This is a genomic window from Vannielia litorea (assembly GCF_019801175.1).
Taxonomy (GTDB): Bacteria; Pseudomonadota; Alphaproteobacteria; order Rhodobacterales; family Rhodobacteraceae; genus Vannielia; species Vannielia litorea_B.
Map to the genome: position 1 here is coordinate 1,895,025 of NZ_JAHVJR010000001.1, position 20,200 is coordinate 1,915,224.

A 20,200-nucleotide genomic window follows, 5' to 3' on the forward strand; every position below is an offset into this window, starting at 1 on the left:
AACGCTTTGAATTTTCTGCAAATTCTCTGTGGCTGAGCACGGTCTGGTGACGCCCGGCGCCCGACGGCTGGCTTCATGGTGGACATTGACACTCGGTGCCCGGTCTTGGTCTATGGGGCGAGCCAGAGGATCGTCTCGAGCCATTCCAGATTTCTTACCGGAGTGCCCAGATGATCCGCGCTGCCCTAGCACTTTCATTTCTTGGCCTGCCGCTGGCCGCCGAGGCCTGCGAGGGCGTGGCGATTGACGACCCGGGCATATATGAGGCTCCGCTCTGCCTGCCCGCCGCGCCGCAGCGGGTGGTGGTGCTCGATGCCAGTTTCGGCCTCGGGATCGGGCTCGACGTGGGTCTGCCAATCGTCGGTGCCCCGCTCGACCGGATGAGTGATGAGGCGCTCAACGCGCGCGCTACCGAGGGCGGGATCACCTCGCTCGGCTTTGTCACCGAGCCCAGCCTCGAGACGCTGGTGGCCCTGCAACCCGACCTGATCGTGGGCTTCGTCGGCTCCGAGTCGATGGCCAGCGGGGTCTACCCGATGGTCTCACAGCTCGCCCCGACACTACTCTATACCAGCACGGATTGGCGCGCCTTTTACGGCCTAATGGCAGGGCTGACCGGCAAGGAGGCCGAGATTGAGGCGCAGCTTGCGGAGCTGGATGCGCGGATCGAGGACATTGCCGCCCGCGTGCCGCCCACCAAGGTCTCCGTAGTGCGGATCACGTCTTGGGATTTCCAGGTCTATCTCGACAGTCCGGGGGGCTATGCGCCCTTCAACGTCATGCGGCAGGCCGGCGTGCAGCGGACGGAATACGAAACAACCGATGACCCCGCAGAGGCAATGAAGCGGCCAGACTGGGAAGAGCTTGCCCAACTGGATGGCGACGTCCTTCTCTACATCGTCGGCGGCACCAACGACAGCGACAAGGACGGCCGCCATGAGGAGGTGCTTGCGAATCCGCTTTGGCAGATGCTGCCTGCGGTGGCGGCCGGCCACGTGCACCGGGTGGATCACGGGCATTGGATGCAGTTTTCGGGCCTCGCCTCGGCCCATGGGGTGCTAGACGATATTGAACGCTACGTGATCGGGTCTGAATGACGCGCACCGCCGCCTATTCCCTTGGGCTGGTCCTGCTGATCCTTCTCGTCGCGCTCTGGTCGCTGGCCACCGGGGCCGCAGGGCTGTCGCTGGCAGAGGCCGCGCGGGCGCTGCTTGCGCCGGGCGAGGGGCGGGCCGATGCAATCCTTTGGCAGGTGCGGCTGCCGCGGGTGGTGGCAGCACTTACCGCCGGAGCGGCGCTGGGTGCGGCAGGGGCGATCATGCAGGCGGTCACCGGCAACCCGCTGGCCGAGCCGGGGTTGCTCGGGGTCAACGCGGGCGCGGCCTTCGTGGTGGTGGTGGCGCTTTCGGCCTTTGGCGTCACCGCAAGCGGCGCGCTGATCTGGTGCGCCTTCGGTGGCGCGGGTGCGGCGGCGGTGCTGGTTTATGCCATGGCCTCCGCCGGGCGCGGCGGGGCCACGCCAATCCGGCTGGTGCTGGCGGGGGTCATCGTGGCGACCTTCCTCGGCGCCCTTACAACCGCGATCCTGCTGATCGACAGCCAGACCCTCGATGCCGTGCGGTTCTGGACCGCTGGTAGCCTGAAGGGCCGCCAACTGGCGCAAATGCTCCCCGTCCTGCCCTATGCCGCGATCTCCCTCGCGGCGGCGCTCGTCTTCGCCCGCCAGTTCACCACCCTCAGCCTCGGCGGCGACGTGGCCCGCAGCATCGGGCAAAACCCAGCGCTCTGGCGGGCCATCGCCGCCTGTTGCGTTGTCGGGCTGGCAGGTTCTGCCGTGTCCATCGCCGGGCCGCTGGGATTTGTCGGCTTGGTGGTGCCCCACATGGTGCGGCTCACGCTGGGCGGCGGATATGGCCGCATCCTGCCGCTCTCGATCCTCGGCGGCGCGGCACTGACGCTGCTGGCAGACACCGCGCCCCGGGCGCTCCTCTCGGTCGACATGCCTGCAGGCATCACGCTCGCGCTCATCGGCGCCCCCTTCTTCATCTCGCTCGCCCGCAGCCACGGGGCGGTGCGCAGATGAGATTGGCGCTGCTTTGTGCACTCGTCGTGCTCGCCTTCGTCGCCGCGCTGGCGCTGGGCGACCAGCCGGTGCCGCCGGGCGAGGTGCTTGGGGCGCTCTTTGGGGCCGAAGGTGTGCCCGCCCCTTCCCGCATCATCGTCACCGAGTTGCGCCTGCCCCGCGCCGTCACCGCCCTGCTCGTCGGCGCGGCACTGGCCATCGCGGGCACCATCGCGCAGGCGGTGATGCGCAACGCGCTGGCCGATCCGGGCATCGTGGGCGTCAACGCGGGCGCGGCGCTGGCGGCGATGGTGGTGATCGTGCAGGTCGGCAGCCTGCCTGAAACTGCACTGCCCTGGCTCACCTTCGGCGGGGCCCTCGCCATGGCCGTGCTGATCTACGCTTTCGCATGGCGGCAGGGCACCACCGGCACGCGGATCATCCTCGTGGGCATCGGCCTCTCGGCGCTAGCCGGCGCCGGGGCCAGCGCGATCTCTGTCTTCGGGGAACCGGCCTATGTGCAACGCGCCATGGTCTGGCTCGCGGGCTCGCTGCAGGACAGCCGCTGGGAGAAGCTGCCGCACCTCCTCGGCTGGTCCCTGCCGCCCGCTCTGCTCGCCTGGGCCGCCGCACGGGAGCTGGACCTGATCGCGCTGGGCGATGACGTGGCGCGAGCGCGCGGCCAGCCGGTCAACCTCGCCCGTGCCCTCGCCATCCTCGCCTGCGCCATGCTCTCCGGCGCCGCCGTGGCCGCCGCCGGGCTGGTCGCCTTCGTCGGCCTCGCCGCGCCCCACATCGCCCGCGCCCTCACCGGCCCGCGCCACGCCCGCCTGATCCCCGCCGCCGCTCTCGTTGGCGCGGCCCTGCTGCTCACCGCCGACATCGCCGCCCGCCGCACCGCCCCGCCGCTGCAACTGCCGGTTGGCCTCGTCACCGCGCTGCTCGGCGCGCCCTTCTTCGCCTTCCTCCTCTGGAAACGCCGCAATGACTGACCCCCGCCTCGCCGCCCGCACCCTCCGCCTCGCCTACGGCGCAACCCCCGTGATCGAGGGCCTCGACCTCGCCATCGAGCCGGGCCGTTTCACCGCGCTGGTGGGGCCGAACGGCTGCGGCAAGTCTACACTGCTGCGCGCGCTGGCCGGGCTGCACGCCCCCGCCTCCGGGCAGGTTGTGCTCGACGGTGCTTCCATCGCCCGTCGCTCCACCCGGGCACTCGCCCGCGAGATCGGGCTGCTGGCGCAAAGCGCGAGCCCGGCAGAAGGAATGACGGTGGAGGAGCTGGTGGAGCAGGGGCGCTACCCGCACCGCTCCGTGCTCGGGCCGTGGCGCGCGCGCGACCAGGAGGCGGTGGAGGAGGCGCTGGCGCTGACCTCGCTCACCGACCTGCGCAATTCGCTGGTCGACCGGCTCTCCGGCGGGCAGCGCCAGCGGGCCTGGATCGCCATGGTGCTGGCCCAGCAAAGCACTATCCTGCTGCTCGACGAGCCCACCACCTATCTCGACCTCGCCCATCAGGTCGAGGTGTTGGGCCTGATGGAACGGCTGGTGAAAGAATACGGCGCAACCGTGGTCGCCGTGCTGCACGACCTCAGCCAGGCCGCCCGCCATGCCGATACGATGGTCGCCCTGAAGGCCGGGCGGATCATCGCCGCCGGTCCGCCCAGCGAGGTCGTCACCCCCGAGGTGCTCCGCACCGCCTTCAACGTCGAGGCCACCGTGCTGACCGACCCCGACACCGGCACGCCGCTCTGCCTGCCGCGCCGCACCGTGCCCGAGTGACACATCTGCGCAACAGCCCCGCGATACCGGCTTTTCAATTCCGAGTAATTTGTTAAGGAATTACCCAGCAGCCAGCCCATGCCAGCACTCAACCGCTCGATTCCCGCCACGCGGGAACAGATCAAGGTGCTCGCATGTCCACTCGTAAACTCGCCGCCGCGCTGCTCGGCTCCTCCGCCCTCATCTCCGCCTCCGACGCCACGGCACAGCAGGTGATCGAGCTGGAACCGATCCAGATTTACGGCGACCGTTCCACCGATGACGCGCAGAGCACTACCGCCAGTGTTTCGGTGGTGGCTGAGGTCGACCTCAGCCGCACCAACCTCGCCCAGTGGCGCGATATCATGGACCGTGTGCCCAACTTCGGCGACGGCGACCTGAACGAGAGCGGTTTCACCATTCGCGGCGTCAACTCCGAGGGGCTGACGCCCGGCGGTGCGGGCGCGCCGGTGGCCTCGCTTTACATCGACGGCGTGCAGCAAACCGTCGAAGGCACCCGCCGCGGCTTTCGGGGCACCTTCGATGTGGAGCAGGTGGAGGTCTACCGCGGCCCGCAATCCACCCTCTCGGGCCGCAACGCGCTGGCCGGGGCTGTCTACCTGCGCACGAAAGACCCGGAATTCGCCCGCTCCGGCAAGGTGCAACTCACCTACGGCGAGAACAACAAGCAGCAGATCGGTGTCGCCTTTGGCGATGCGCTCTCCGACACGTTGGCCTACCGGGTCAGCGCCGAATGGTCGAAGAAGGACAGCGACATCAGCTACCCTTCGCTTGAGGGCTACGACCGCTCCGACGACTTCAAGACCGATGATTATTACACGCTCCGCGGCAAGCTCCTGTGGCGCCCCTCCGGCGCAACCGATGTGATCCTGAGCTACTCCCACAGCTTCGACGGACCGGCCTATAACAACATCATCGGCCCCGGCTGGTTTGGCCTCGGGATCGAGTATGACGACATGCGCGGCGATGACTGGGGCGTGCTTGAGCCGCTCTCGCCCGGCGCGATCACCTATCAGGAAATCCGCGAAACCACGGTCGACAACCTCGGCCTAGAAGTGAAGCACGCGTTCTCGAACGCGCTGACCTTCACCGCGCAAACCGGCCTCACCCATTCCGTCACCGGGCGCCACTCGATCAACGAGGGCACGCCGGGCGAGATGTATTGGGTCGATGGCGAGTTCGACCAGACGATCCTCAGCCAGGAGTTCCGCCTTAGTTACGATGACGGCGGTCTGCGCTGGGTGGCCGGGCTCTATGCCGCAAAGGAGCGCACCGAGGCCTTCCGCGACACGTGGATGTTCGGCTCCGTCACCGAGAACGAAAACACCATCGACGTGACCAACACCGCGCTCTTCGGCGAGGTCTCCTACGAGTTCGCTCCCGGCTGGCGGGTGATCGCAGGCGGGCGGCTCGACCACTACAGCCAGAAGCAGGAGGCCAGCTCCGGCGGCACGGCGGCGCCCTCCACCAACTACGAGGCCACCGAGTTCATCCCCAAGCTGGGGCTGACATGGGAGATCGACAGCCGCCAGCAGCTCTCGCTGATCTACCAGCAGGGCTACCGGCCCGGCGGCGCCTCCTACCAGATCAGCTCGGGCACCCTGCGCGAGTATGAGGCCGAGCAGGCGCACAACATCGAGCTGAACTATCGCGGAACGCTGATGGATGACCGCCTGACCGTGGGCGCCAGCCTGTTCTACCAGGATTGGGACAACCAGCAGGTCGAGATCCTCGAAACCCCGGGCGACAGCACCAGCTACTACATAACTAACGCCGGCAAGTCGGTGAGCTACGGCGCAGAACTGGAGCTGGCCTACGCCGCCTCCGACAACCTCGACCTATACGGCTCGGTCGGCCTATTGCACACCGAGTTCAAGGACTTCGCGATCAACACCACCGACTACTCGGGCAAGCCCTTCCCGCTCGCGCCAGAGACCACGATCACCCTCGGCTTCAACTGGCGGCAGGGCGATGTGGGCTGGTTCGGTGGCGCGCAGGCGACCTACGTGGGCGAGCGCATGAGCCGGATCGAGAACGGCGTGTCGGACCCGGCGATGCTCGATGCCTACACCGTGGTCGACGCCTCGCTGGGCTACAAATGGGACAACGGCATGAGCCTCACCGGCTACGCCACCAACCTCTTCGACGAGCGCTTCTACCAGTATGAATACGTCGAAGGCGGCCAAGGCGCCTCGGCCTGGCTTGGCGAGCGCCGGGAGATCGGCGTGCGCTTCGACTACACGTTCTGAGGAGCCGACCATGCCCGAAGCGCGCACCAGCCTCGCCCTGCCCGCCGAACAGGCGCGCGTGGCCTTCTCCAGCGTGGCCGAAGCCAATGGCCTCGACGCCATCGAAAGCGCGACCAGTCTCGTCATTCAGGCGCGGCTGGGCCAGATCGAACTGCGCGGCGAAGGGGCTGGCACCCTGCTGCGGATCGAGGCCGGGTCCGACGGCGATCTGCAGATCATGCGCGACCACTTGAGCGCGCGGCTCAAGAGCATGGGGCAGACGCCTGCGTGGCAGGATGCTGTGGCCGGAAAGCGCCCCGCCAACTTGAGCGTGGCGCAGGTCGTCTCCGCCGAGCAGCTCTCACCCTCGTACATCCGGGTGGTGATCGAAGGCGACGACCTCGCCCGCTTCAACGACGGCGGGCTGCACTTTCGCCTGCTTTTCGGCCCTGAGGGCGCCGCGCTGCCCGCCACCGACGAGGCCGGCGTCACCCGCTGGCCCGGCGGCATCGAGGCTTGGCACCGCCCGGTCTACACAACGCGAAAGATCGTGACAGATGGCGAGGCCGCGCGGATCACCTTTGATGTGTTTGTCCACGAGGGCGGCCGCGTGACCGAATGGGCCCGTGGCGCCAGCAGAGGCGACAGCATCGCCGTCACCGGCCCGGGCGGGAGCAAGCTGATCGAGGGGCATCGCTGGATGGGCCTCGTGGGAGATGAAACCGCCGTTCCGGTCATCGCCCGGCAACTCGCCGCCATGCCGGAGGACACGCGCGGCAAAGCCGTGCTTTTTGTGCCCGAGGAGGCCGACGTTCAAACTCTCGCCCACCCGCCCGGCATCGAGCTTGCATGGGTGCTGCGGAGCGAGGGCCTCACACCAATTGAGGCCTTCGAGCAGCTCGGAGCGCCGCGCGACGGGAGCTTTAGGTTCTTCGCCGGGGAGCGCAGCGAAGCCGTGGCCCTGCGCACCCGGCTGACAGAGGCTGCCACCCCGCGCGAGAGCTATCAGGTGGCCGCCTACTGGACGGCTCCAGACGCCTGAAAGCCCGGTTGCCCAAAAGCGTCATACCCCTGTAAAAACAGGTTACATGCACTTGCATATTAATGCCGCGCCCTCTACGGAAGGTCCAGCCACGCCTCTGAGCCCAGCCAAGACAGACGACACTCAGGGGACTCCCATGCCACTCACATTCCGCCGCAGCGGCTCCGCTGCCTCCTGCTCCGCTCTTGCGCTGCTCGCGCTCTCGGGCGGGGCACTCCACGCGCAGGATGCGCAACCCGTTTTCACCCTCGACCCGATCATCGTGCAGCAGCGCGACGAGCTGGGCGACGAGGCCGACCGCGCGACCTCGATGTATGTCTCCGACCGTGAACTCGAGCGCGCCCGCACCGGCGACCTGAAAGACCTGTTCTCGGGCATCGCCTCGGTCTCCGTTGGCGGCGCGCTGCCGCTGACCCAGAAGATCTTTGTCAACGGCGTCGATATGCTGAACCTCGGCGTTACCGTCGATGGCACAGCGCAGAACAACCGCGCCTTCCACCACGTCTCGGCCAACGCCATCGACCCCGGCCTGCTCAAGCAGGTCCGCGCCGATGCCACCGTCTCGCCCGCCGATGCTGGCCCCTATGCGCTGGCGGGCTCGGTCGTGTTTGAAACTGTGGATGCCACCGACATTCTGGAGCCGGGCGACAGCTTTGGCGGCAACGTCCGCCTGTCTTTCTCCGACAACGACCAGACCCTGCAATCGGCGCTCACTCTCGCCGGTCAGCAAGGCGGCTTCGAATGGCTGCTCTACGGCAAGCTGGCCGATGGCGAAGACTATGAGGACGGCGACGGCAACCGCGTTTACGGCACCCGCGCCGCGCTGGAGAGCTACCTCGGCAAGGTCGCCTACGAGAAGAACGGCCACCGCTTCGAATTCTCGGCCCAGCGCCTGATGGACAGCTCCCTGCGGCAGGAACGCGCGAACTTCGGCGGCTTCAACGGCGTCGACGACGCGCTGACGCTCTACAATACCACGCGCGAGAGCTACTCCTTCGTCTACGAGACCCCCGATGCCACCGGCATGTGGGACCCGCGCGTACACATCGGTTACTCCGAAAGCGAGATCGTGAAGCCCGACCCGTGGGACAGCAACGGCCGCTCCGGCACCTTCTCGGCAACCTTCCAGAACACCTTCCACCTGAACGAAGGCAACACGGTGACCGCCGGGATCGACTATCAGGACCGCTTCGGCAACTACCTGAGCCCGAACTACGCCGAGGATCAGACCGAAGAATCCCAGAACGTCGGGCTGTTCGCCCAGGCGCGGCTGCAGCCGACCGACCGGCTCAAGGTGTCCTTCGGTGCACGCTATGACAGCCAGAGCTTTACCGGCGTGAACGGCTTCGAGGGGGACTTCTCAGGCTGGTCCGGCAACGCCTCCCTCGCCTTCGCCGCGACCGACGAACTCACCCTGCGCGGCGGGGTCTCCTCGGTGTTCGGCGGGCTGGTGATCGAAGACAACTACGAATACTGGCGGATGCTGAGCGCCACGGCCTACGACGGGCTGGAAGCCGCCCGGGCCGACAACGCCACAATCGGCTTCGACTGGACGCGCGGTGACCTCACGCTCTCTGGTGAGCTCTTCGTCACCGAGATCAAGAATGCCCGCAGCAGCACCAACAACTTCGATTTCAAGAGCAAGGGCTTCAACCTCGGCGTAACCTACGGCTGGGGCACCGGCTTTGCCCGCATGACGCTCTCGCACAGCGATGTCGAGATCGACGGCGCGTCCGGTGAGAGCTTCACGGCGCAGGACTACGGCGCGCCGCTCGGCACGCTGGTGGCTTTCGAAGTCGAGCAGGAAACCCGCGTCGATGGCCTGAAGGTCGGCGGCGGTCTCGATGTTGCACTGGATTACGACTTCGACGATCCGGCCCTGAACGACTTCGACGGCTACACTGTGGTCAATGCCTGGGCCGAATACGTGCCGCCCAGCCTGCCCAACCTGACCATCCGCGCCGAGGTCAACAACCTCTTCGACGAGCAATATGCCGACCGTGCAACCTATGGCGGCGAATACGGCACGATCACCCCGCTGCGCGAGCCGGGCCGCACCATCTCGCTGGTAGCCGTCGCCAAGTTCTGAGCAGGAACAGCAGCCGAAACCAGACGCCGCCGGTGCCCCGCATCGGCGGCGTCTTCAGTCGTAGAGCCGGATGAGCACGCGGGCGAGCTCATAAGCCTCATCGACCGAGAGCCGTGCGCCGATCTCTTCGGCGATGGCTTCGCTGTAAACGGCCCAGATCTCCATGTACTTGCCCTTGCCCGCCTCGGTCAACCGCAACACCTTGCCCCGCCCCGGGCCGGGAGCGGATGCGCTCGAGATCCACCCCTCCTCCTCCAGACGGGCTGCATGGCGCGACAGTGCATATTGGGTCGTGAAGAGTTTGCGCTCCAAGGCGGCCATCGCCATGCCCTCGGGGCCGGCGCGCTCCAACTCCAGCAGGATCTCGTACCACACAGGGTCGCCCACGCCGATCTCTCGCAGAGCGCGCGCGATGCGAGCGCCGGTGCTGCGGTGAATGCGCAGCAGGTTGAACCACACCCGGTTGGCGCCCATCCCCGGGTCGGCGTCATCGGCAAACAGCTCTGCTCGGGCGTTCGGGTGATCTTCCATGCTGGTCCGCGTGATGCTCTGGCCGTTCACCTCTACCGCGCGGGCGGGCGGCGGGCCAGCCACAAGCGCCCCACCCTGCCCGCTCAGCTGATGAGCGCGTGATAGGCCGCCTGCCGGTCCACCAACTCGTCATGGGTGCCCATCTCCACGATCCGGCCCTGATCGAGCACGATGATGCGGTCGGCGTGGCGGATGGTGTTGAGCCGGTGGGCGATGGTGAGCGTGGTGCGCCCTTCGGAGAGCCGGGTCAGCGCCGCCTGCACCTCGCGCTCGGTGCCGCGGTCGAGCGCCGAGGTCGCCTCGTCCAGCAGCAGGATCGGCGGGTTCTTCAGGAACACGCGGGCAATCGCCACCCGCTGCCGCTGCCCGCCCGAAAGCATCACACCGCGCTCGCCAACCATCGTGTCGAGCCCGTCCGGCAGCTCGCGCACCAGCCCGCCGAGCTGCGCGTTCTCCACCGCCGCCATGATCGCCGCCTCATCGGCCTCCAGCGCACCATAGGCGATGTTCTCGCGCAACGTGCCGCCGAACAGGAACACATCCTGGCTGACCAGTCCGACCTGGCTCCGTAGCGAGGCCAGCGTCATCTCGCGGATCGGCATGCCGTCAATCCGGATCTCGCCCGCGCTCGGTTCGTAAAACCGGGGCACCAGTGCGGCCAGCGTCGTCTTGCCCGCGCCCGAATGCCCCACCAGCGCCACCTGCTCGCCGGGGGCGATCTCGAGGAAGATATCATGCAGCACGCCGCGCGCGCCGTCATAGGCAAAGCTCACCTTGTCAAAGCTGATCGCCCCGGTCAGCGCGGGCGCCTCGCGTGCGTCCTCCGCATCGGTGATCTCGGGGGCGGTGTTCATCAGTTCGAGGTAGCGGCGAAAGCCCGCGATACCGCGCGGGTAAAGCTCCAGCACCGCCGCGATCTTCTCCAACGGGCGAAAGAACACGCCGACCAGCAGCAGGAAGGCCACGTAGGAGCCGGTGCTGAGGCTGCCCTGAAACACGTAGCCCGCGCCCACGACCATAACCACCACCTGCACCACCCGCAGCCCCATGTAATGCAGCGCGGTGACGCCCGCCATGATCCGGTAGGCCTCCAGCTTGGTGGTGCGATACCGGGTGTTGTCCTCGCCAAAGAGCGCCCGCTCATGCGGCTCGTTGGTGAAGGCCTGCACCACCCGGATGCCGCCGATGCTCTCCTCCAGCCGCACGTTGAAGGCTCCGACGCGGGCATAGATCGCTTGCCACGCCCGGGTCATCCGCCCGCCGTAGTGGGCCAGCAGCCAGGCCATGACCGGCACGATCACGAGGGTGATGAGCGCCAGTTGCGGATGCAGCCAGAGCATCAGCGCGAAGGCCCCGATAAAGGTCATGATCGCGATGAACAGGTCTTCCGGCCCGTGGTGGGCAACCTCGCCGATCTCTTCGAGGTCGCGCGTCACCCGCGCCACCAGCTTGCCGGTCTCGGCCCGGTCGAACCACGACCAACTGAGCCGCGTGAGCCGGTCGAACGCACGCGCCCGCATCTCTGTTTCGATATTGATACCCAGCATGTGGCCCCAATAGGTGACGATCGCCATGAGCACTGTGTTGATCACATAAACCGCCACAAGCCCTGCCGCCGCCAGCACGGTCAGCGCCCAGTCGCCCTGCGGCAGCAGCGTGTCGATGAACCCCGCAATGGCCAACGGAAAAGCCAACTCCAGCAGGCCCGAGGCAACGGCACAGCCGAAGTCGAGCCAGAACAGCCGCATATGCGGGCGATAGTAGTCGAAGAAAAGGCGGATCATGGGGCGAGGATGTGTAGCACCCTCCCCTCTTAGGCTGACCGCGGAGGGACTACCAGAAACGAAATGCACCGCTCGCATAGTCAGGCCGCCTTGGGCTGTTTCCGCAGACCATCCACAAGGGTTGTTGCCTACAGCGGGGCCAATCTCGCATGAAACGGTGATAGTGGCGGAAGAGGTGTCCGCCATCTAAGTGTATCAGAGAGCATCAAGAAATCTCATGAGAGCCAAGAAGACGTCTATTAAGCAGATACTATTCGCCGGAAAGTGTCGCAGGTTGTAGCGCGTGATGTCATAGCATGGCGCACTGAATGTGGGGCTAGATGTGGGGCTTAACTCCTACTATCCTAACGCCAGACGCCCCTTGGGAGTGGACCATGCTAACTGACACCAAGGCACGAAAGTTGTCCCCATCGGGAAGGGCATTGGCCGTAGGAGGTGTACCGGGATTGTACCTTCGTCCCGGAAAATCCGTCGGGACCGGTAAGTTCCAGTTGCGCTTTGTTTCGCCCTTCACCGGCAAGAGAAGAGACATGGGCCTTGGTACCTATCCAGCCACAGGTCTGTCAAAAGCTCGCAAGCTTGCGATGGCTGCAAGGGAGCTGATCGCGAGCGGGATCGATCCGATCAATCGTAGGGCAGAAGAGCAAACTCTGGCATCCGCGCAACGAGAGATACCCACTTTCGAAAAGGCCGCCGTGACCTTGTATGAAGAGATTGCACCCGGCTTCAAAAATACTAAGCATCGCGCTCAGTGGATTACGACACTCCGCACCTACGTTTTTCCTGCCATTGGGAAACTAAAGGTCGACGGCCTGACCCCAGCAGATTTCGCCACAGGTCTAAGACCGATCTGGCTGTCCAAACCCGAGACCGCCAGTCGCGTTGCTCAGCGGTGTGACCGCGTCATGCTCTGGTGCCTTGCCCATGGCTACACCAGCACCAACCCCGTCGCAGCGCTCCCTGCCCTGCTCCCGAAGCCGCCAAGCAAACGGGACAGAGTCCGTCACCACCCATCAGTTCCTTGGCGCTCCATGCCTCAGGTATGCGAAGACTTGTTTCACAAAACAGAGACATCGGTCGGTCGAATGGCCCTGCTATTCACAATCCTCACTGCGGCGCGATCGGAGGAGGTGCGTGAAGCCACATGGTCAGAGATCAATCTCGAAACGGCAACCTGGTCATTGCCAGCCGAACGAATGAAAGCTCGGCAACCACATCGTGTTCCCTTGAGCCGCCAAGCACTCGGCATCCTGAGGGCACGCGCTGAGTTTTCTGGCCAACAGGGCTACATTTTCTCTTATAGAGCCGGTCGGCCACTCAGCGGCATGACGCTCTTGAAAGTCCTTAGAGACCACAAGGTTGCCAGTGACACTCCTGGCCGGATTGCAACGACCCACGGCTTCCGATCCAGTTTCCGCGACTGGGCATCAGAAAACGGTTACGCCCGAGACCTCGCCGAGCGTGCCCTGGCTCACACTGTTTCGAACGCGACCGAAGCCGCCTACCACCGCACCGATCTGTTGGAGCAACGTCGGGAAATGATGGAGTCTTGGGCAGATTGGGTATTCGGCGAGCGCACTAAGCCGTGAAATGCGCCTGCGATCTCCCGATTTGAACGTTTGTGGCTCCAAATCGCTACGGCCCACACGAATGCCTATTGAACGAAATCTGGGTGAGCGGCTTTACGCAGACCTCAACCACAAGGATTGAACAAGAGCGTGGGACACGTCGTCTGTCGCAGAAAGGATCTGTCAGTGCTTTGAGCGGCAAGCGGACTTTGGCTGCAGTTACGAGTTGAGTGCCGCGAGCTTCCAAAGCGGACGCTAGTTGTTGGAGTAGGTCGTCTCGGGTCAATTCCAGACGTGGTACGGATGGCTCTAGATTATTCCACTCTCGCAAAGCAAACGTCAGTTGCGGAGATTGGCACGAGGGGCAAGGTGTTGGCCGTCGAGTGCACGAATTCTCCCGCCCGACCGACAAGAGCGGGAAGCTGACCTTCGCTGCAGGAGTGAGACATTTAAGCTGCCATGTAGGAAGCGAGCATCCAGGCCACGCCGAACTCGGGCTTGACGCTGCATCGCTGCAAGGCGGCTTCGAGCCCAGAGTGACGTATGCTGCGCCGCGAGCGAACGGCGGCTTCGATGGCCCGAGTGGCGATGCTCTTTTGCCGCTTCATGCCAATCAGAGCCGGATCGGGAAGCTCGTGGTGTGTTCGGTCGGTTGCCGGGCATCACCTTGATGTTATTCTCGTTTCCCCCGATACTGAGGGCTGAATGCAGTGACTCCACAAATGGACTGCCAATGTCTCATCGTTTTGCACTTGTCGGCGTCGCTGCGCTGGCCGCTCTTCTGGTTTCACCGGTCTTTGCTCAAGGTCACGATAGCCCGCCGCCCGGCGACGGCGGTCCGCCGCCGATGTCGGAGGAGGATCAGGCGCTGAGCAAAGCGCTTCAGGCGCGCATGGGCGACACCAGCACCCTGATGGAGAGCGTGCCGATCCCCGACGCCGCCGCCGAGTGCGGAGAGACTCCGGGCTACGGGCGGATGCTGTGTTTGATCGATCTGCTGAAGGCCGACGTGTCGGAGGACGTCCTCGGGCAACTGCAATTGGATTATTCCCGCACCGAGGCGGAATACTGGAGCAACCTGCCTGCCGGGGCTTTTCCGAAGCGGCCAGGCGTTCTGCTGGGCGAGTTGAACACAAAACAGCGCGGGCTGGTCAAAGCGATCATGATGGAAGCCACCAGCGGTGAGATCAACGAAGGCTGGGACGAGATGGTCCAGACGTTGAACGCCGATGACTACATCAACACCGTCAGCACCGATTACAAGGCCGGCTATTCCTCCTACAACACCAAGTTCGCTTTCCTCGGCACGCCCGGGTCGACAGGCGTATGGGAGCTCTACTATGGTGGGCACCACATGGCCTTTGCCAATACCTATGTCGACGGGGAGCTTGCAGGGGCCACCCCTTCCTTCCGGGGCGTCGAGCCTTTCCCCTATTTCGAAATGAACGGTCGGGTGAACCAACCGCTCACGCAGGAACGCGACGCCTTTGCCACGCTGCTCAGCGCACTGTCGGAGGATCAACGCGCAGTTGCCGAACTGGAAGGAACCTACCGGGACATCCTCGCCGGGCCACAGGCCGATGACGCGATTCCCGACAGCTTCGAAGGTCTGCCCGTTGCGGAACTGGATGCCGATCAGACAGCCCTGCTTCTGGCCGCGATCGAAACATATGTCGGCGACATTTCCGAACCCGACGCAGCAGCCTACATGGAGAGATACACATCCGAGCTGCCCGACACCTATCTCGGCTATTCCGGCACGCCGCAGCTGAGCGCGGAGGATGATTACGTCCGGGTGCATGGGCCGTCGCTCTGGATCGAGTTCTCGCTTCAATCGAACAAGTCCACCGACAAGGTGGGGAACCACCCGCATTCAGTCTGGCGCGATCTGACCGACGACTACGGCGGGCAGGCGGAGTGATCTGGCGGTCGGGCCTTCTTGCGTTATCGGTTCTTGTCGGCTGTGCAGCTTCTGTTCTTGCACATGCCTTGCCCGGCAGCGTCCTACTGTTGCGTGAGCAGGGATCCTCTTTACAGCTGACGGTCCAGTTCCCGGTGGAAGACCTGATCATCGCGGCGCCCGAGCTTTCTGATATGGAGGCGCTGCCGCCAAGCCAGCCGTTGCCGCAAGAGCTAGCGGCGGCGTTGGCGCGCTATCTCGAGCACCATCTTTCCGTGACGCGCGATGCTGCGCCCTTGGACCTGACAATGACCGATGCGCGCATTCAGTCCGCGTACCATGACCATCTGGGTCAATTTTCCTTGGTCATCAGCCAGTGGCACGTGACGGGCTCCGTGGATCGCTCATCCCATCTGGTGCTGACCTATGACGCTGTGATGCACGAGGTGCGCAATCATCGTGCGGCGGTTCTATGGGATGAACAGAACGGAGAATTGCGCCCGATTTCAGAGTTCGGCTACCTCGCCGCAGCCGATGGCGTTCCGCTCAATCCGACCGCGACCGATCCGGAGTGAGCTAGACCCGGAACCAGCTCCGATATCCATCGTCTCCGGAATGACATGAGCTCAGGCAAACGCCAGGTAGAGACCCGGCATTTACATGTTTAGGCGGTCCAAACGGACCATGTTGTGAGATGCAGCGAATGTCTGCAAAGTCCGCACATCGGACCTCGGCCATTGGAAAATTCTGCGCGACGCACGAACGGCCGCTTCGGTAAAGCTGCGCCGCGGCGTCTTCACCCAGCCTCAAGGTCCGCAAAGGGCCGAGAGCCGACAAGGGAGATCTTGGCCGGGATCATAGGTTTGCCGCGACTCCAGCGGAACACATTGCTGATTGCGCGAGCGAAGGTTTCACCGAGTCCACGTCTCAATTCCCGGGGTCTCCTAACGTGGTGTTGGCCTATCATTTCGACTGAACGAGCTCGCGCTTACCGGAGTTGAGCAGCGGCTTCCTTGAGCAACCCGCGAGCATGCTGCACCCTTGCCGACAGACGGCGACCGCGGCGCATGACCAACCAAAGTTCGTGCCATCTACGCCTCGGGAGTTGGACGACTGAAAGGCTCGCCTTGTCCGAAAAAGCCTCGATACCGCTACGGGGCAGAAGTGTGTAGCCGATACCACGGGCAACGGGCGCAGGGATCTGCCCGATCTGATTGATTGATCCGCGCACGTTCAACCGGTCGGATCCAGGGTAATCATCCGAGAAGTTCAGCCTCAGCAGGTCATCAGCGTAGCTATAGCCATCGGGATGCGCGATGAAGCCACGGGCATCCAGTTCCGCGAAGGACATCGGCGTGTCGGCCGAATTCGCGGGCAGGACGAGGCACAACTCTTCCCGTGCGAGTTTCTGAGCCTCGAGCCGCACATGGTTTGGGTCCGCCCCAAGCACGCCCAGGTCGAAACGTCCTTCCAGCAAACCCGCTAGGATCTCGGCTTGTGGAGCCGCTTCGAGGTGAACACTCAGATCGGGCGCGGCACGCATCCAGGGCAACAGGTTTGGGTAGACCAGCATCGCGAAGCTGCCCGAGCACGCGATGGTGACCGGCCCCGCGTCCCGGTCGTCCGTGTCGATGAGGTCGCGCAGGCGCTTTTCTTCTTCCCTGCGCGACAGGCCGAGCTCGAATACCGCCTCGCCCGCTGGTGTGAGGATGAAGCTCTTTCCCTGTCGACTGATTAGCGCCATTCCGACCTGCTGTTCGAGCTTCCGGAGATGTTGGCTTACACCGGGTTGGGTCATGTTCAAGCGCACTGCAGCTTGGGTGAAGTGCCCGGTCTCGCAGATTGTGGTGAAGGTCTCGAGCCATGTGGCGTTGAGCATCGGATGATAACACTTCGTTTGGTTTTCTATTTTTATTGATAATTTCACAAAACAGCATCCCCAGTCCATATCGGCTCCAACGCAATGCGAATGGAGATACAAGATGAACGAGACGCCACGCACCTTTTCCCATATCGGCTTGTCCGTTCCGGACCTTGAAGCGGCCGTGAAGTTCTACTCAGACGTGCTCGGCTTTTACGTCGTGATGGAGCCTTCCGAGGCCGTAGAAGACGACAGCGCCATCGGCGTCATGTGCACGGACGTCTTTGGCCCCGGGTGGGGGACGCTCAGGATTGCACACCTCTCGACCGCCGATGGCATCGGTATCGAGATATTCGAGTTCCCCGGCAACTATGCGCCAGAGGACAAGCTCGAGCACAGGCGCCATGGCACCTTTCACTTCGCGGTGCAGGACCCTGACATTGAAGGTCTGGCGCAGCGCATCGTCGAAGCCGGCGGGCGGCAACGTATGCCGGTGCGCGAATACTTCCCGGGAACAAAGCCCTACCGGATGGTCTACGTCGAAGACCCCTTCGGCATCGTCTTCGAACTTTATAGCCACAGCTACGAGCTCACCTATTCCGCCGGTGCCTATGAATAGCCGACCAGCGCTGGCTCAGTGCGACACGGGGCCGGCGCTACCCGACAACGCATTTGATCTGGGTGAGAGGAGGATTGGTGCGGATAAGTCCCTCAAGCCACTCATTGCCAGCAAGTACGTTAAAGGCACTACTCGGCGTTTGATCGGCGGGGCGTTGATCGAGCGGCTGCGGCGAACAGCAGAAACGACCGCGAGGCCGACCGCGTTTTGCCAGTGTGGTGGCGTCGACCGTTCCGCAACTGACGCAACCAATGAAGCAGGGATTCAATCAAGACGATACGCGGGTTGCACATGACTTACTTGCCGACTAGCATACTAGTCGTGCGAAACTGGAGTCGTGATGAGCCAAAATTTGCGAGTCTTGATTGCCGGAACCGGGTTTGCCGGTGAAGGCCATGCTCAAGCCTTTCGCGCCGCAGGCGCTGAGATCGTAGGAATGGTCGGAAGAACTCCGCATGTCGTGGAGGACGTCGCAGAGCGGCTTGGTATCGTCTACGCGGGAACGAACTGGGCCGAAGCACTCTCCGTTTGCGCGCCCGACATCGTTTCGATCGGCACGCCGGGCGGCGCGCACTTCGAGCCGATTCAGCAGGCGATCGAGGCGGGGTGCCACGTGTTCTGCGACAAACCGATGACCGAGAGCGGGCCAACCGCCGTGGAATTACGGGATCTCGCGCTGGCGAAGGGCGTTAAGACGGCCTATGCCGCGAGCTACCGCTACACGCCGAGCGTCCAGCACGCTAGGGCGCTGGTGGCTGCAGGCGCAATCGGCGAGCCGACCGAGATCGAGTGCATTTCGCATTTCAATCTCGAGCGGAACATCCCCTTCGGTTGGTCCCATCGCAGAGCCGACGGCGGCGGTCGGCTCAACAACAATTTCACCCACACGCTGTCCATTGCCTGCGCCGTTGTCGGTGAGAAGATCCTCTCGGTCATGGGCGAGGTCAGGGACGATCTGGGCCGCGCACCAATTGTGGAAGGGGTGCACAATTTCGCCACCCGGCGCGATTTCATCCCCCGCGATCTAGACGATCCGACCCTGCAATGGGGTGAGAGCGACGCGGAGTGGAGCTACACGGTCCTCGCGAGGCTGGAGAGCCCGATGGCCCGGCAGCCGGTGTCAGTGCTCTTCAAGCACGGCGGCTTGGTGCCGCGCTTCCACGAGGATCACATCGTATTTTACGGCACCGAGGGGGCGATCTACATCAAGGGGCACTACGGGAGCCGCGAGCTTTTTCTGCATGGGGCTGACGGCGACTGGCAGGAACAGGCGCTGCCTGATGGGATCGCTGAGGGACTGCCTGATGTGTCAGGTGAGACAGAGTTGTGCTGGCACCTCCTCGCAAGGGATTTCGTCGCCGACATTCGGGGCGAACCCGCGCCCCCATACCCCACTTTCCGTGAAGGTGCGGAGTATCAGCAAATCATCGACATCATCCGCGAGAACGCGGGCTGGACCAACGTGGCGGGTTTACGCTGAGCCGCGACCCGGAGGAGGAGACCCACATGAAAATCACTGATGCGAAGGTCTTCGTCGGGGGACCGGGCAAGAACTATGTGACGCTCAAGATCATGACCGACCAGGACATCTACGGCCTTGGAGATGCCACGCTGAACAACCGCGAGACCTTGCCTGCCACCTACCTGAGAGACTACCTCGTGCCCAACCTGATCGGGATGGACCCGCGCAACTCCGAGGACATCTGGCAGTTCTTCTATCGGGGCGCCTATTTCCGGCGTGGCCCGGTGGCGATGGCTGCCTTCGGCGCTATCGATATGGCTCTCTGGGACATCAAGGGAAAACTGGCGAACCTGCCTCTCTACCAGCTCTTTGGTGGCAAGAGCCGGGAGGGGGCGATGTGCTACGCCCATGCGACTGGATCGGACCTTGAGGACCTGGTGGACAGCATCGGGCACTACGTCGAACAGGGCTACAAGGCCGTGCGGGTGCAATGCGGCATACCCGGAATGCCCACGGCGAGCTACGCGGTTCCCGAGGCACCGGGTGAAGGCAAGCATTACATTACCGATTTTTCCGGCATCCGCCCGAAGGTGGAAACGTGGGACACCGGGAAGTACATGCGCTACATGCCCGGCGCGCTGATGGAGATCCGCGAGCGGTTTGGCCCCGACCTGCACCTGCTTCATGATGTCCACCACCGGCTCACTCCACGCGAGGCGGCGGAGTTTGCCAAGGCCGTGGAGCCTGCGGGTCTATTCTGGCTGGAAGATCCGACCCCCGCCGAGGACCAGGCAGCGCTGCGGCTTTTGCGCCAGCATTCGACAGTGCCGGTGGCGATTGGCGAGGTGTTCAACTCGATCTTCGAGTGCAACAAGCTGATCGAGGAAGAGCTGATCGACTTCATCCGCGTGGCCGTCACCTATGCCGGCGGGATCACCCATGTGAAGCGGATCGTTGATCTGGCCGGTCTGCACCATGTGCGAACCGGCTTTCACGGCGCACCAAGCCACTCGCCGCTCTGTATGGCCGCGCAGGCGCATCTCAACGCCTGGGCGCCGAACTTCGGTATTCAGGAATATCTCGTGCTGGGAACGGAGGAATGCGATGCGCTCTTCCCCTCGGAACATCGGCTGGAGAATGGCATGGTCTACGTGTCGGACGCACCGGGGCTTGGGGTGGACTTTGATGAAGCAGAAGCCGCTCGCTACCAGTACAAACCCGGCAGCCACCCGGTGGTGAGGTTGGAGGACGGAACGATGTGGAACTACTGAGCCG

At 64.1% G+C, this 20,200-nt stretch carries 16 protein-coding genes; 13 read left to right on the top strand and 3 right to left on the bottom strand.

The genetic code is table 11. From position 1 onward, the window contains the following. Positions 1 to 170 precede the first annotated feature (170 nt). The 7 genes from KUV38_RS09385 to KUV38_RS09415 all read left to right on the top strand — a co-directional run bounded on the left by KUV38_RS09385 (position 171) and on the right by KUV38_RS09415 (position 9,200). Positions 171 to 1,097 carry an iron-siderophore ABC transporter substrate-binding protein gene (locus KUV38_RS09385; RefSeq protein WP_222469794.1) on the top strand — a complete coding sequence of 309 codons (927 nt, stop codon included), beginning with the start codon at positions 171 to 173 and terminating at the stop codon, positions 1,095 to 1,097. Continuing rightward, positions 1,094 to 2,083, top strand: coding sequence for a FecCD family ABC transporter permease (locus KUV38_RS09390; protein WP_222469795.1), 990 nt, complete (start codon positions 1,094 to 1,096; stop codon positions 2,081 to 2,083). Before KUV38_RS09385 ends, KUV38_RS09390 begins: the two co-directional genes overlap by 4 nt. Beyond that, a complete protein-coding gene (locus tag KUV38_RS09395; RefSeq protein WP_222469796.1) occupies positions 2,080 to 3,054 on the top strand; it encodes a FecCD family ABC transporter permease in 975 nt (324 codons plus the stop codon). Before KUV38_RS09390 ends, KUV38_RS09395 begins: the two co-directional genes overlap by 4 nt. After that, positions 3,047 to 3,841 (top strand): ABC transporter ATP-binding protein, encoded by a 795-nt coding sequence (locus tag KUV38_RS09400; protein WP_222469797.1) that lies wholly within the window; start codon positions 3,047 to 3,049, stop codon positions 3,839 to 3,841. The genes KUV38_RS09395 and KUV38_RS09400 overlap by 8 nt, the downstream gene beginning before the upstream one ends. A gap of 134 nt (positions 3,842 to 3,975) precedes the next feature. Continuing rightward, complete coding sequence (locus KUV38_RS09405) at positions 3,976 to 6,090, top strand: TonB-dependent receptor (RefSeq protein ID WP_222469798.1); 2,115 nt, start codon at positions 3,976 to 3,978, stop codon at positions 6,088 to 6,090. Positions 6,091 to 6,100: 10 nt separating this feature from the next. Next, positions 6,101 to 7,111, top strand: a complete 1,011-nt coding sequence (locus KUV38_RS09410; protein ID WP_222469799.1) for a siderophore-interacting protein — start codon at positions 6,101 to 6,103, stop codon at positions 7,109 to 7,111. Between the two features lie 136 nt (positions 7,112 to 7,247). Further along, a complete protein-coding gene (locus KUV38_RS09415) occupies positions 7,248 to 9,200 on the top strand; it encodes a TonB-dependent receptor plug domain-containing protein (protein WP_222469800.1) in 1,953 nt (650 codons plus the stop codon). Positions 9,201 to 9,254: 54 nt separating this feature from the next. Here the strand turns inward: KUV38_RS09415 and KUV38_RS09420 are convergent, their stop codons facing one another. Then, positions 9,255 to 9,731, bottom strand: coding sequence for a MarR family winged helix-turn-helix transcriptional regulator (locus KUV38_RS09420; protein WP_315898640.1), 477 nt, complete (start codon positions 9,729 to 9,731; stop codon positions 9,255 to 9,257). 83 nt (positions 9,732 to 9,814) lie between these two features. Then, the gene (locus KUV38_RS09425) at positions 9,815 to 11,515 is read right to left on the bottom strand and encodes an ABC transporter ATP-binding protein (protein WP_222469801.1); all 1,701 of its coding nucleotides are present in this window, start codon (positions 11,513 to 11,515) and stop codon (positions 9,815 to 9,817) included. A gap of 374 nt (positions 11,516 to 11,889) precedes the next feature. Between KUV38_RS09425 and KUV38_RS09430 the strand changes: the two genes are divergently transcribed. The 3 genes from KUV38_RS09430 (at position 11,890) to KUV38_RS09440 (ending at position 15,558) form a co-directional block, all read left to right on the top strand. Continuing rightward, positions 11,890 to 13,104, top strand: a complete 1,215-nt coding sequence (locus tag KUV38_RS09430; protein WP_222469802.1) for a tyrosine-type recombinase/integrase — start codon at positions 11,890 to 11,892, stop codon at positions 13,102 to 13,104. A 712-nt stretch (positions 13,105 to 13,816) separates the two neighbouring features. Then, positions 13,817 to 15,004, top strand: coding sequence for a DUF3500 domain-containing protein (locus KUV38_RS09435; protein ID WP_261385188.1), 1,188 nt, complete (start codon positions 13,817 to 13,819; stop codon positions 15,002 to 15,004). Next, a complete protein-coding gene (locus tag KUV38_RS09440) occupies positions 15,001 to 15,558 on the top strand; it encodes a hypothetical protein (RefSeq protein WP_222469803.1) in 558 nt (185 codons plus the stop codon). Before KUV38_RS09435 ends, KUV38_RS09440 begins: the two co-directional genes overlap by 4 nt. A 413-nt stretch (positions 15,559 to 15,971) precedes the next feature. Here the strand turns inward: KUV38_RS09440 and KUV38_RS09445 are convergent, their stop codons facing one another. Then, positions 15,972 to 16,862 (bottom strand): LysR family transcriptional regulator, encoded by an 891-nt coding sequence (locus tag KUV38_RS09445; RefSeq protein WP_222471026.1) that lies wholly within the window; start codon positions 16,860 to 16,862, stop codon positions 15,972 to 15,974. Positions 16,863 to 16,965: 103 nt separating this feature from the next. Between KUV38_RS09445 and KUV38_RS09450 the strand changes: the two genes are divergently transcribed. From KUV38_RS09450 to manD, 3 genes are all read left to right on the top strand, one after another. Beyond that, the gene (locus tag KUV38_RS09450; RefSeq protein WP_222469804.1) at positions 16,966 to 17,463 is read left to right on the top strand and encodes a lactoylglutathione lyase family protein; all 498 of its coding nucleotides are present in this window, start codon (positions 16,966 to 16,968) and stop codon (positions 17,461 to 17,463) included. A 340-nt stretch (positions 17,464 to 17,803) separates the two neighbouring features. Further along, a complete protein-coding gene (locus tag KUV38_RS09455) occupies positions 17,804 to 18,943 on the top strand; it encodes a Gfo/Idh/MocA family protein (RefSeq protein WP_222469805.1) in 1,140 nt (379 codons plus the stop codon). 26 nt (positions 18,944 to 18,969) lie between these two features. Next, positions 18,970 to 20,196 (top strand): D-mannonate dehydratase ManD, encoded by a 1,227-nt coding sequence (gene manD / locus KUV38_RS09460; protein WP_222469806.1) that lies wholly within the window; start codon positions 18,970 to 18,972, stop codon positions 20,194 to 20,196. Positions 20,197 to 20,200 lie beyond the last annotated feature (4 nt).